Annotated in this window: 11 protein-coding genes; 10 read left to right on the forward strand and 1 reads right to left on the reverse strand. The window is 38.1% G+C overall.

The features are described 5' to 3' along the window. Positions 1-48: 48 nt before the first annotated feature. Positions 49-2,067 (forward strand): methyl-accepting chemotaxis protein, encoded by a 2,019-nt coding sequence (locus LJC66_RS02445; protein WP_195695472.1) that lies wholly within the window; start codon positions 49-51, stop codon positions 2,065-2,067. A 201-nt stretch (positions 2,068-2,268) separates the two neighbouring features. On the opposite strand, the gene LJC66_RS02450 is transcribed toward LJC66_RS02445, so the two are convergent. Further along, positions 2,269-3,180 (reverse strand): RluA family pseudouridine synthase, encoded by a 912-nt coding sequence (locus LJC66_RS02450; RefSeq protein WP_230931739.1) that lies wholly within the window; start codon positions 3,178-3,180, stop codon positions 2,269-2,271. 155 nt (positions 3,181-3,335) lie between these two features. Here LJC66_RS02450 and LJC66_RS02455 point away from each other — a divergent pair, with 155 nt between their 5' ends. The 9 genes from LJC66_RS02455 (at position 3,336) to LJC66_RS02495 (ending at position 13,867) form a co-directional block, all read left to right on the forward strand. Then, positions 3,336-3,728, forward strand: a complete 393-nt coding sequence (locus tag LJC66_RS02455; protein WP_129706044.1) for a DUF5365 family protein — start codon at positions 3,336-3,338, stop codon at positions 3,726-3,728. Between the two features lie 135 nt (positions 3,729-3,863). Then, positions 3,864-4,856 carry a Gfo/Idh/MocA family protein gene (locus LJC66_RS02460; RefSeq protein ID WP_230931740.1) on the forward strand — a complete coding sequence of 331 codons (993 nt, stop codon included), beginning with the start codon at positions 3,864-3,866 and terminating at the stop codon, positions 4,854-4,856. A 259-nt stretch (positions 4,857-5,115) separates the two neighbouring features. Then, complete coding sequence (locus LJC66_RS02465; protein ID WP_013055258.1) at positions 5,116-5,910, forward strand: SurA N-terminal domain-containing protein; 795 nt, start codon at positions 5,116-5,118, stop codon at positions 5,908-5,910. A gap of 189 nt (positions 5,911-6,099) precedes the next feature. Beyond that, positions 6,100-6,870 carry a L,D-transpeptidase gene (locus LJC66_RS02470; RefSeq protein ID WP_195695469.1) on the forward strand — a complete coding sequence of 257 codons (771 nt, stop codon included), beginning with the start codon at positions 6,100-6,102 and terminating at the stop codon, positions 6,868-6,870. A gap of 359 nt (positions 6,871-7,229) precedes the next feature. Then, positions 7,230-8,768, forward strand: coding sequence for a carbon-nitrogen hydrolase family protein (locus tag LJC66_RS02475; protein WP_195695468.1), 1,539 nt, complete (start codon positions 7,230-7,232; stop codon positions 8,766-8,768). A gap of 113 nt (positions 8,769-8,881) precedes the next feature. Continuing rightward, positions 8,882-9,436, forward strand: coding sequence for a glycerol-3-phosphate responsive antiterminator (locus LJC66_RS02480; protein ID WP_028412593.1), 555 nt, complete (start codon positions 8,882-8,884; stop codon positions 9,434-9,436). Between the two features lie 178 nt (positions 9,437-9,614). Continuing rightward, positions 9,615-10,442 (forward strand): MIP/aquaporin family protein, encoded by an 828-nt coding sequence (locus tag LJC66_RS02485; protein WP_195695467.1) that lies wholly within the window; start codon positions 9,615-9,617, stop codon positions 10,440-10,442. A 67-nt stretch (positions 10,443-10,509) separates the two neighbouring features. Beyond that, entirely contained in the window at positions 10,510-12,000 is a 1,491-nt protein-coding gene (gene glpK, locus LJC66_RS02490) for a glycerol kinase GlpK (RefSeq protein WP_195695466.1), read from the forward strand. A 187-nt stretch (positions 12,001-12,187) separates the two neighbouring features. Beyond that, positions 12,188-13,867, forward strand: a complete 1,680-nt coding sequence (locus LJC66_RS02495; RefSeq protein ID WP_195695465.1) for a glycerol-3-phosphate dehydrogenase/oxidase — start codon at positions 12,188-12,190, stop codon at positions 13,865-13,867. The last annotated feature ends 45 nt before the right edge of the window (positions 13,868-13,912 follow it).

Consider the following 13,912-nt stretch of genomic DNA (forward strand, 5'->3'; position numbering starts at 1 on the left):
GAAAAGCCGTTATTAGTAATATAAAGATTTTTGTAGAAGGGTGAGGGAATGAAGAGGTTAAGTGCAAAGCTCGTAGTATTTTTTAGTATTTTTATAGCTATTTTATTATTAGTTGTTTCAGGGGCTGTTTATCAATTTACCAAAACGCAAATAGAACAAGATGTAGAAGTTCAGTCTCAAAGTCAAGTGAAAGAGTTAAAAGAAACCATTCATACGTACTTAGACATGTATAGTCGTTCTTTGCTGACGTATAGTGAAAACGATGTAATTGTTAATTTTGTTAAGCTGGAAGGAGATCAAACAAACCAAGAGGAAAATCCGTATTTTACATGGAACACAGTTCAAAAAGAGTTTACGCAGTTTAAAGAAAAGTATCCAAACCTGGCACTTGAATACATAGGCACTAAAAATAAAGGAATGTATTCTGTTCCTAAACAAGAGTTTGGTTCAAACTATGATCCGACTTCAAGGGTATGGTACAAACAAGCAGTAGAATCACCTAATGAGGTTATTTATACGGATCCATATGAAGATGCAGCAACAAAAAAGACGGTCGTGACAATTGCAAAGGCTATTTTAGATCCAGATACTAAAAATGTGCTGGGCGTTATAGCTACTGATTTAGACTTAGATGCATTAAAAAACATTGTAGGTAAAGCAGAAGTAAATCACGGTGGGTATGCATTTTTATTTGATCAAAATGGCACAGCGCTCGTTCATCCAACAGAAGCTGGGGAAAATTTGATGAATCAGCCATTTATGAAAAAAATGTACGGAGCAGACCGGAATAGAGATTTCATGAAGTATACCTTTCAAGGTGAAGAGAGAGTGATGGCATATGATACTCTCGAAGGGACGAATTGGAAGATAGGAAATGCCTTTATTTATAATGAAATGCTCTCAAGCGCTCATCATTTACTGACTGTTATTGTCTGGATTGCGTTAATTGGCATCTTATTATCAGTGGTGTTAACCGTCTTCTTCTCAAGAATTATTACTAATCCGATTCGCCGCTTGAAAAATGAAGTAGCCAAAGTAACAGCTGGCGATTTAACGGTTCAGGTGAAGACGAAGTCAAAAGATGAAATCGGTGAGCTTACTCATTTGTTTAATGATATGGTAGCCAAAATGAAAACATTGATTGGTACGGTTCAGACGTCTGTTGAGACAGTAAAAACGTCTGTTGAAGACTTGAGTGCCGTGTCTGAAGAAGCAACTGCATCCAGTGAGGAAATCGGCCGGGCTATCCATGAGATTGCCAGCGGTGCCACGCAGCAAGCTTCTGATGCTGACTCTACTAATCATAAAACGATGAGTTTATCTTCGCAAATTGAAGAAGTCATTGAACAAAATGCACAGATTAATAAAATGACGATTGAAGCTGTAAGCATCAATGAAAAAGGTTTAAAACAGATGCAGCTCCTTCGCAACCAAACTACTGAATCGTCTCAAACGATTCACGCTGTTCAAGCTGTAATGGAAGAGTTAACAAATAAGATGAAAAAAATTGAATCTATTATTTTCACCATTAATAGTATTTCAGATCAGACAAATTTACTTGCATTAAATGCTAGTATTGAAGCAGCTCGTGCAGGAGAACATGGCAAAGGATTTGCGGTAGTAGCTGAAGAAGTGCGAAAACTTGCTGAACAGTCCTCTCAGGCCACTGAACAAGTTCGCCATACGATTGCAGCGATTCAAGGGGAAGTCGCTGCTGCGCGTGAAGAATGCAACCGTACAGAAGAGCTTTCAAAGTCTCAAGACTTTGTGGTAGGAGATACAGAACGAGCTTTTCATGAAATTGCAACTACAATTGAACAAGTGGCGGCGGCTGTCGAACATGTGACAAGCAGCATGGACAGTATCGATGACCATAAAGAAGACGTGGTAGCGGCAATTCAAAGCATAGCAGCTATTGCACAGCAATCAGCAGCGGGAACTGAAGAAATTACCGCTTCTACAGAAGAACAAATTAGAGCTATTTCTACTGTTTCTCAATCAGCTGAACATCTGCAAGAGATTAGTGAAGAATTGGCGAACTTGATTCGTCAGTTTAAAATTCAATAGAAAAAAGAGGTTAGAAGAAAAGTATTTTAGTTAAAGGAAAATCCGAACGATGAATTGAGATTCTTGATAAAGAATTCAACTCGTTCGGATTTTTTTATTGATATGGTGAACGCAGGTTTCATGTAGGTGTCTCAAGCGGTTCAGCGCACTTCTTCTATTTGTTTGCCCTTAGCTGGTTATGTCTTAACCTCTCTTTTATGTTTAATAGGAAAGCAACTTGATGTAAGGTAAAAAGACTTGCTGAGTTGGAGGTGCAACAGCTGACACACGCTGATGTGTAAACGGATGTATAAAAGAAAGCTTAATGGCATGTAAAGCTTGCTGCTGCTCTTTTAATCTCTTTCCTCCATAAAGAGTATCACCAAGTAATGGATAGCCGATGTGACTCATATGAACACGAATCTGGTGAGTGCGTCCGGTTTCGAGCGAAAGTTCAATAAGCGTTTCGTTTTTTGCTGTATTGCGTTTTAACACCCGATAACGTGTTTTGGCAGCTTGCCCCGTTCTAGATACTCTTCTTCTTGTAGCGTGGTGACGATCGCGTCCAATGGGTTCATTGATGATTCCGTCCTCTTTTTTTATGATTCCTTGGACGAGGGCAATATAAGTCCGATTAATTTTACGTTCAGCCAGCAGCTGATCAAACACAGAGCTTGCTACAAAATGCTTCGTGAATAAGATAGCACCTGATGTATCGCTGTCCAAACGGTGAACGTGTCTAGGCTTTGTTTTGAGGCCTATTTTTTGAAAATAAGCAGCTACAGCATTTAAAAGAGTTTTTTGGTCTTGCTCTGATGAAGGATGAGTATCTAGGTTTATTGGTTTGTTTACGATTAGTACGTGCTCATCTTCAAACAAAATCTCTATATCAACATTGTAAGGTGTTATTTCATTAGGCTCTGCTTCAAAAAAAGGGAGTGACACTTTATCATTTTCCTTAAGAGTGTTTCTCCATGGTAAAGGCTCACCGTTTATAAGCACATTTTTATTCATCCGAAACTGATGCAACGTTTTTTTAGGAATATGCCATTTCGTTTTTAAATAATCTTCAATTGTTTGCCCTGCATCATTTTTTGCGATTTTATCTTCTAGCCATTGGCCGTGTATACTCATATTTAATCCCTTCCTTACATACTAGTAAATATCCTTTAATCTTTTAAAAGAACTTGTAAATAATTAGGAGGAAATAACTACCTGAAGTTCTCGTTTTATGTTTATGTTATGCTAAATAAAGAGACATAAGTTAAGAGAAAAAAGGGGGGGTAACCATGAAAATTGCCCAAGCAGCTCCGCCAGAAATGGAGAATTACATAGAAGAGTTGACTGAACAGCTTCGCTATGACTTGTTACCTCGGTATGTATCTGTAGATAAGCTTAATCCTGATGAATTATTAAATCCAGATTATTGTACAGACCATTTATATAATGGCTTACTCGATGAAGCATTGCAAGTCATTAGTAGCCTTCAGACAATAATTGCCGTGATTGAAGCGATTCAACATCGGCCGATTGAAGAAAGCGACTGCGAGCAATTCGAAAAAAATATTGCAATTTTAAAAAAATACGGGTTTTTATTCCCTATTTCCATTGAATGTTTTGCAAAAGAAAACAATTTGATTACGTATTCGTATGAATCGTTTTATAATTCATACATAAATTAAAGAAAAAAAGCATGTATCACATGCTTTTTTTCTTTTTAATCATATATTTCAGACTTCTATTAGACATTCAAAAAGAGCTTGTGATATGGTCAAACTTGTATAAATCCATCACAAAAAACAAATAGGAGCGAAAACATGACAAAAGCAAAATTATGTTTTATCGGTGCAGGCTTTCACGCATCGACGAACATTTATCCGTCCGTTATTGAAGCGGGAGCAGAAATTAAAGCAATTTCCACACGCAGTATGGAAAGATCAAAAGCTGCTCTTCAGCGATTTGGGAGCAGCGGTACGCCATACGATGATTATAAGGAAATGCTGAAGCAGGAAAAGTGCGACGGAGTAGTAGTTGTGGCACAGCCTGAAGATCATCCTGCTTTGGTGCTTGATTGCATTCGAGCGGGAAAAAATGTTTATGTGGACAAACCTTTGGGGATGAATGAAAGAGAAGCAAAAGAGATTTCAGATGCTGCTAGGGAAGCTGGCATAAAAGTAATGGTAGGTTTTATGAAGCGCTATGCACCTTGCTATATAAAACTAAAAGAGCTAATTGAAGAAGGAAACCTTGGAAACGTCCGTTCATTTCAAGCGAGATTTGCTGTAGACAGTACCCCTTTTTGTAAAGATGAAGAGCAGTTTATGAAGCTTGCTGCCATACATATTGTTGATCTTGTCCATCACTTGTTCGGCGAAGTCGTTCACGTGACAGGGTTTAGAAATAATCATGGTGAGTATATTTCAAATAGTATTTCGCTGAAGTTTGAAAACGGTACGGTAGGAAGCCTGTATTTTACTGGCATGACAGCGTGGTCTCGCGAAAGCGAAAACTTATTAGTGACATTTGACAATGGCTTTGCTTTTGCTGATGAAGTAAACGCATTGACTATTCACGAATCTCAGACTTTTGATGATTTACCATGGAAGTCATTAAAAGAAAACGACCGTGTGTTTACACCTACTGCTTCTCCAATGTCAGGAGCATATCGAGATCTTTACCTTCGTGGATTTGTTGGAGAGATGGCTCATTTCATTGAGTGTTGTACAAGTGATAAAGAACTTCTTTCCAGTGGAAGTGACAATGTAAAAACGATGAGATTATGTGATCGAATACTGTCATCTTTAATGTAAAGAAAGCTTTAAAGAAAAGAATGTACGATGAATAACTTTCTGTAAATTATGTAAATCATACTGAATAATGTTATGATTAGACAGGTCGTATAAACGAAATTGTTTACCTTTCATAAGATTACAGAACGTTTCAATCTTATTACATATGTTTAAAATTAGCCTAAATGGTTTCTTTTTACGCCTATATCATATACAATGCCCCCTAGATGATTTTTTCGAATAGCTAATAATCGTTTGGGATTATGAAAGGAGATTAATCATGAAAAAACTGATGTATACATTGCTCATTGGGTTAATTGCTGCAGCTTTAACAGCATGCGGTTCGAACGATGATGCAAAGCAATCAAAAAGTGATGATCAGAAAACTGCACAAACTGAGAAGCAAAAAGAGGCTCAGGAAAAGCAGGAAAAGCAAGCAAAAGAAATGCAGAAGAAATTAGATAAACAAAAAGTAGATGAGAAGAAAACCGTAGCAGTTGTAAACGGTAAAAAAGTTTCTGGTGAAGAATATAATGCGGCATTATCTTCATCACAAGCCCAATATCAACAAATGGGACAAGACCCAACATCTAAAGAAGCAGCTAAACAAGTAAAGCAGCAAACAATTGACAATTTAGTAGGTCAAACGCTGCTATTGCAAGAGGCTGAAAACAAAGGCTATAAAGCAACTGATGAAGAAGTAAATAAAAAGTTAAAAGAAACGAAAAAGCAGTTCAAAACAGATAAACAGTTTAAAGCGGCTTTAAAAGATGCAGGACTAACTCAATCACAATTAAAGTCTGAGCTGGCTGACAGCATTAAATATCAGCAGTACGTAGATAAAGACATCCAAACACCAGAAGTAACGGATAAAGAAATTCAAGATTATTACGATCAATTTGCAAAACAAAGCCAAAGTCAAGCAAGCGGCGGTAAAGAACAATCTCAAATGCCAAAGCTTGAAGACGTAAAGCCTCAAATTAAGCAGCAGCTTGAACAACAAAAGAAACAAGAAGCATTAGAGAAAAAAGTCGAAGAACTTAAGAAAAATGCAAAAGTTGAAGTGAAGCTTTAAATACAAATGAAACGGTCCTTTAAAGGGCCGTTTTTTTGTTATGTACATTTATTGCTTCTTGTCAGTAAAAAGGGGTGCGTGAAAGATTTTATTGTATTTTGACTTATAAGGTAAAAAGTGTTCTGATGGTTTGCCTTTCATCCTATACTTTTCTTATATAGATATAAGAGAAATTGGGGGAGTCAATAAATGAAAAAGGTGGCTGTTTTTTTTGTTGGGCTTATTTTTTTACTCGCGGGGATGGGTCTGACAGGCAATGCGTCTGCGGCGTCAAATCAACTTATTATTATTAATAAATCTACTAACACCCTTGCTTTTTATGATGGAGGAAAATTAGTAAGGACGTTCAAAGTTGCGACAGGGAGGCAGATGAGTTATACACCAGAGGGTACCTTTAGCATTGTAAATAAAATTAAAAACCGGCCTTATTATAAAGACAACATTCGGGGAGGAGATCCTAGGAATCCGCTAGGTGATCGCTGGCTAGGATTAAATGCGCGGGGAACATATGGAACGACGTATGCTATTCATGGAAATAATAATCCAAGTTCTATCGGGACTTATGCAAGTTCAGGGTGCATTCGTATGTATGATGAAGAGGTACGCTGGCTGTTTGACCGCGTTCAAACCGGTACAAAAGTGGTTATTGGTCAATTTCATTCTCAAAGTTTTGATTCGATCGCTGTTAAAAACAAATACAAAGTAAGCAGTGCTCCAGTCGTCCAGAATCTTTGTAAAACGAAAAAGCTCTCAAAAGGCCAAATTGGTTTTGTAACGATTCAATCACCGATGGTTTTGTTAAAAGAAGAAAAAGGAAAATGGGTAAAGATTCGTACGTTAAATCGCGGTGAACGCTATAATGTATATAAAATAAATGGCATTAAAGTCTCTTTAGGACCAGGATTTATTGAAAATTATCCTAATAAAAAAACATCCATAAAATTAGATATTTGCAAATAGAAAATAAGGCTGAAACAATAGTATTTTAGCCTAAGTGAAAAACGAGCCATTGATCAACATGTTTGATTGGTGGTTCGTTTTTTTATTATGGTGAACGCAGGTTTCATCTGTTTTGTTCCTTCTAGCAGTTGATGGGAGAGAAAGGCAAAGACTCCCGCGGAAAGCGAAGTGTTGGACGGAAACCAAAAGCGTGGTCACAAGCTATTCATAAGAGCTAATGTATTCATTTGTTCGTCTTTAGATTGGATTTATTTCGTTATGTCTCAACTTCATTTTTTGAATTTTTAATAATGTTTATTATAATAAAAAACAGGGAAACTAATTGCCTAATGAAGAGAGAGAAAGGGTTGTTTTAGCGTATGTCTACAATAGATTTATCAAAATTCGAGAAAAAAATGATTATTCGTAACATCAAACCGGACGATATAGATGAAATTTTAGCACTTCAAAAACTATCATTCCCGGGAATGGATCCGTGGAAAAAAGAACAGCTTGAAAGTCACCTGGCCATTTTTCCAGAAGGACAAATATGTGCAGAGTACGACGGGGAAATTATCGGATCTTGTTCAAGCTTGATTGTGAACTTTGATGAGTACGATGATCAGCATACGTGGGACGATATTACAGACGAAGGATACATTACAAATCATAACCCGGAAGGCTACAATCTGTATGGAATTGAAGTAATGGTTCATCCAAAGTATCGCGGCATGAAAATAGGACGCCGCTTGTATGAAGCGCGTAAAGATTTAGCACGTGAATTGAATCTGAAAAGTATCATTATCGGCGGAAGAATTCCTAATTACCATAAGCATTCAGCTGAAATGTCGCCTAGAGAATATGTAGAGCAAGTTATTCATCATAAAATTTATGATCCAGTCCTATCTTTTCAGCTAATGAACGGATTTACGCTTATGCGTATAAACCCTGGTTATCTTCCTGACGATCTAGCTTCTAATAAGTATGCAACGCTGATGGAATGGAACAACGTAGATTACGTTCGCCGTTCAAAACGCCATTTTAAAACGTCATTCCCAGTGCGTATTTGTGTTGTTCAGTATATGATGAAACAGATCAATTCATTTGAAGAGTTTGCAACACAGGTAGAATATTATACAGATGTTGCTTATGACGCAAAAGCCGACTTCTGCGTATTCCCGGAAATTTTCACAACTCAGCTAATGTCTTTCTTGAACGAAAAGATTCCAAGCAAAGCGGTTCAGCGCGTAGCAGGATATACGGAAGAGTACATTGAGCTATTCACTAACTTGGCGGTTAAATATAACGTAAATATTATTGGAGGATCCCACTTCGTCGAAGAAGATAATGGAGATATCTTTAATATTGCGTATTTATTCCGCCGAGATGGAACAATTGAAAAGCAGTATAAAGTGCATATTACACCTAATGAAAGAAAATGGTGGGGAATTAGCCCAGGAGATAAAGTTGAAGTGTTTGATACAGATTGCGGTAAAATTGCCATCCAAATTTGCTATGACATCGAATTTCCGGAGCTTGCTCGTATTGCTACCGATAAAGGTGCAAATATTATTTTTACGCCATTCTGTACAGAAGACCGTCAAGGCTATCTGCGCGTAAGATACTGTTCTCAGGCGCGCGCGATCGAAAACCAAATTTATACGGTTATCGCAGGTACAGTTGGAAACCTGCCTGAAACAGAAAACATGGATATTCAGTACGCTCAGTCTGCTATTTTTGCACCGTCTGACTTTGAATTTGCACGAGACGGTATTGTAGGAGAATGTAATCCTAATATTGAAATGGTGGTTATTGGAGATGTAGATTTAGAAATTCTTCGCCGCCAGCGTCAATCAGGAACGGTTCGTCAATTAAAAGACCGACGCCATGACGTTTACAATATCAAATATAAAAAATAACGCAGTTTCTAAAAACATCATGCAAATGCATGGTGTTTTTTATTTCAACTTTTGCCATAATAAAAACTATTACAATGAATTTTGTGGACTAACCATGGAAAAGAGGGGAAAACATGAGTTTTCATGGACAATCGGTATTACCCGCTGTTCGAGATATGAAGCAATTGGAAAAGTTTTTAGCAAGTAATTATGAGTACGGAGTTCTTTTAGACAATCAAGTGGGCATGCTAAAAGGAATTATGAAAGAAGTCCATAAGCATGAAAAAAAGCTAATTATTCATTTAGACTTAATTCATGGCTTAAAGCACGATGAATATGCGGTTGATTTTTTGTGTCAGGAGTTTAAGCCTGCGGGAATTATTTCGACAAGAACAAACGTTATTTTAAAAGCTAAACAAAGAGGGATTTATGCCATTCAGCGGGTCTTTTTATTGGACAGCACGGCTTTGAAGAAAAGCTATGAGTTAATGAAGAAAGTAAAACCGGATTATATTGAGCTTCTTCCTGGAATTGTGCCCACTTTAATCCAAGAAGTTAAAGCTGAAACGGGCATTCCGGTGTTAGCTGGAGGTTTAATACGAACGGCAGAAGAAGTTCATAATGCTTTAGAAGCCGGGGCTTCTGCTGTTACAACATCAAATAGAGAACTGTGGAGTATTTCAACTTAAAAAAACTGTTTGACAACGCTTTCATCATCTAGTAAACTTCTAGATAAGTTAATAGATGTGAGGGAGAATAGGAGATCCACGGTATAGCCTTTTAATGATTTTATTAGGGGGATGTATGGTGGATTTTCTTATTTTCTTGTTACTTTAATTGTTTTCATACAAAGGGGAGGTTATTTATATGCAAGCATTCTTAGGAGAAATAATTGGAACAATGATTTTAATTATCCTTGGCGCTGGTGTATGTGCGGGCGTCAATTTAAAAAAATCGTTTGCTGCTAATTCAGGATGGATTGTTATCACAATGGGATGGGGAATGGCAGTAGCGATGGCAGCATATGCGGTTGGTAATATGAGTGGGGCACACTTAAATCCAGCGTTAACCTTAGCGCTTGCTATTACAGGTGATTTTCCATGGTCACAAGTACCGATCTACATCTTAGCTCAGTTTATTGGAGCCATTCTTGGTGCAACAGTTGTTTATTTACACTATCTTCCACACTGGAAAGAAACAAAAGATGCTGGTACAAAATTAGGCGTATTCGCAACGGGGCCAGCAATTGCTAACCCATTTGCAAACGTTTTAAGTGAGGCAATTGGAACGTTTGTATTAGTAGTAGGAATCTTAGCAATTGGAGCAAATAAATTTACAGATGGATTAAATCCGTTAGTAGTAGGATTTTTAATCGTAAGTATTGGTTTATCATTAGGAGGAACAACAGGCTATGCCATCAACCCGGCTCGTGATTTAGGACCTCGTATTGCTCATGCTATCTTGCCGATACCTGGCAAAGGCAGCTCGAACTGGAAATACGCTTGGGTGCCAGTAGTGGGTCCTTTAGTAGGCGGATCAATTGGCGCAGTATTTTATCAAGCGGCATTCTTAAATAAAATGTCTAGCAGCTTATGGATTGTCTTAAGCATTGCGGTGATTGTTTTAGCTGTTATCTACGCTGTTTCTAAACAAAAGGCAGCACAAATTCAATCAGCAGTAGTACCAAAAAAATGAATGCGCTTTACCATCTAACTATGTACAATAAAGAAACGACACTATACAGAGAATAGGGGATATTGATATGGAAAAATTTATTTTATCTTTAGACCAGGGAACGACAAGCTCACGAGCAATGTTATTTAATAAAAAAGGTGAAGTTGTACATGTAGCTCAAAAAGAGTTTACACAGTACTTTCCAAAACCAGGTTGGGTAGAGCATAATGCAAGTGAAATTTGGGGTTCTATCTTAGCAGTTATCGCATCTTGTTTATCTGAGTCAGGTGTTCATGCTGATCAAATCGAAGGAATTGGAATTACCAATCAGCGTGAAACAGCAGTAGTATGGGAAAAAGCAACAGGAAAGCCAGTATACAATGCAATTGTATGGCAGTCTCGACAAACGTCTGGCATTTGTGAAGAGTTAAAAGCAAAAGGATTAAACGATACGTTCCGCGACAAAACGGGATTATTAATTGATGCATACTTCTCTGGAACAAAAGTAAAGTGGATTTTAGATAACGTAGAAGGTGCACGAGAAAAAGCAGAAAACGGTGAATTGTTATTCGGAACAATCGATACATGGTTAATTTGGAAGCTATCAGGTGGAAAAGCGCATGTAACGGATTACTCAAACGCATCCCGTACGCTTATGTTCAATATCTACGATTTAAAATGGGATGATGAACTGCTAGATATTTTAGGAGTACCGAAATCTATGCTTCCAGAAGTAAAGCCTTCTTCTGAAGTATACGCTCATACAGTAGATTATCACTTCTTCGGTCAGAGTATTCCAATTGCGGGAGCAGCAGGAGATCAGCAAGCCGCTTTATTCGGACAAGCGTGCTATGAAAAAGGAATGGCGAAGAACACGTATGGAACAGGTTGCTTCATGTTAATGAATACGGGTGAAAAAGCAGTTAAGTCCGATCACGGTTTGTTAACTACATTAGCATGGGGGATTAACGGTAAGGTAGAATATGCGCTTGAAGGCAGTATTTTTGTAGCAGGATCTGCTATTCAGTGGCTTCGGGACGGTTTAAGAATGTTTAAAAATGCGGCTGAAACTGAAAACTATGCAACGCGAGTAGAGTCTACAGACGGCGTATATATCGTGCCGGCTTTCGTAGGACTTGGAACGCCATATTGGGATAGCGATGTACGGGGAGCGATGTTTGGATTGACTCGTGGTACAAAAAAAGAACACTTTATCCGTGCAACGCTTGAATCACTAGCTTATCAAACAAGAGATGTATTAAGTGCAATGGAAGCCGACTCTGGAATTACATTAAAAACACTGCGTGTAGACGGAGGAGCAGTTAAGAATAATTTCTTAATGCAGTTCCAAAGTGATGTGTTAGACGTTCCGGTTGAGCGTCCTCAAGTGAATGAAACAACAGCTCTTGGGGCAGCATATTTAGCGGGTCTAGCGGTTGGCTACTGGAAAGATTGCGATGAAATTGCGCAGCAGTGGAATATGGAAAAATCTTTCGAACCAAATATGGAAGAAGAAAAGCGTGAAGAATTATATAGCGGCTGGAAAAAAGCCGTGCATGCAACAATGGCTTTTAAGTAATTATTTGATAAAAATCCTTTAATTAAAAGTGCATGTATGATATAATTTACTCAAGTTAATAAATTGGTTGGAGAATCGGAGAGACCACAGATCCATATGTAGGCATACTATATATGTGATTTGTGGTCTCTCTTTTTGGTATATTGGAAAAAATTGATATCTTTGAAAAATGAAAGGGGAATGACGTATGTTTTCAAGTCAAACACGTTCGAATAAATTGGTAGACATGACACAAAATCAATATGATTTACTAGTAATTGGTGGGGGAATTACTGGTTCGGGTATTGCCCTTGACGCGACTCATCGAGGTATGAAAACGGCATTAGTTGAAATGCAGGATTTCGCAGCAGGAACATCTAGTCGTTCAACGAAGCTTGTTCACGGCGGCCTACGCTATTTAAAACAGTTTGAAGTTAAAATGGTAGCTGAAGTTGGTAAAGAACGTGCCATCGTATATGAAAATGGCCCTCATGTAACGACTCCGGAGTGGATGCTGTTACCTTTCCATACGGGTGGAACATTCGGTAAATTCTCAACTTCAATCGGACTGCGCGTATATGATTTCTTAGCTGGTGTAAAACGCTCAGAGCGCCGCAAAATGTTTAGTGCACAAGAAACGCTTAGCCGCGAGCCATTGGTGAAATCTAAAGACTTAAAAGGCGGCGGTTACTACGTTGAATATAAAACAGATGATGCACGTTTAACAATTGAAGTAGCTAAAGAAGCTGCCGCAAGAGGAGCAGATTTAGTCAATTACACAAAAGTGGAAAACTTCATTTATGATAAAGGAAAAGTAGTAGGGGCTGTTGTTCGTGATCAGCTTACGAATAAAGAATATAATATCTATGCGAAAAAAATCGTCAACGCTGCAGGTCCATGGGTGGACACGCTGCGTGAAAAAGATAATTCAAAAAAAGGCAAGCAGCTTCAATTAACAAAAGGAATTCACTTAGTTATTGATCAAGAGCGCTTTCCGTTAAAACAAGCCATTTATTTTGATACACCTGATGGACGTATGGTGTTTGCAATTCCGCGTGATGGAAAAACATATGTGGGCACAACAGACACGGTCTATAAAGAAGACGCTAGACATCCGCGTATGACTGTAAAAGACCGTCAATATGTTATTGATGCGATTAACTATATGTTCCCAACGGTTGATCTTACAGTAGACGATGTGGAATCAAGCTGGGCTGGTGTTCGTCCACTTATTCACGAACAAGGAAAAGACCCTTCTGAAATCTCGCGTAAAGATGAAATCTGGACATCGGAATCAGGTTTAATTACGATCGCTGGAGGGAAATTAACTGGGTACCGTAAAATGGCTGAAATTGTCGTAAATCGCGTAGCTGAAGATTTTAAAGCAGAAGGACGCGAATTTGAAAGCTGTCAAACTAAACATTTACCGATTTCTGGAGGTAATGTAGGAGGTTCAGGTGGGTTCCCAACGTTTGTAGAGCAAAAAGTCAAAGAAGGCATCAAACTAGGGTTATCACGTGACGCTGCTGAAAAGCTTGTAAAACGCTATGGCTCAAACGTAGATAAAGTATACCGCTACATGATTGAACGTCCGGATCAGCTAAAAAACAGCGACCTTCCAGCTAGTGTATTTCTGCAAATTCAATATGGCATAGAAGAAGAAATGGTTTCAAAACCAGTGGACTTCTTTATTAGACGTACGGGCGCTTTATTCTTTGATATCAATTGGGTAAGAAGCTGGAAAAAACAAGTGATTGCTCATATGGCCGAAGAGTTAAAGTGGACGCCTGAGCAAACAAAAGCTTATACGGATGAATTAGAACAGCACCTTCATGACGCAGTTGTACCAGTAGATGAAAAAGTTAACCGTATGACAGGTATTTCATGATAAAATAAAAAGTACCTCAAAATTTGTCAATACAGCCATAATATA

The sequence above is a fragment of the Priestia sp. TSO9 genome (genome assembly GCF_021029645.1).
GTDB classification, from domain to species: domain Bacteria; phylum Bacillota; class Bacilli; order Bacillales; family Bacillaceae_H; genus Priestia; species Priestia megaterium_E.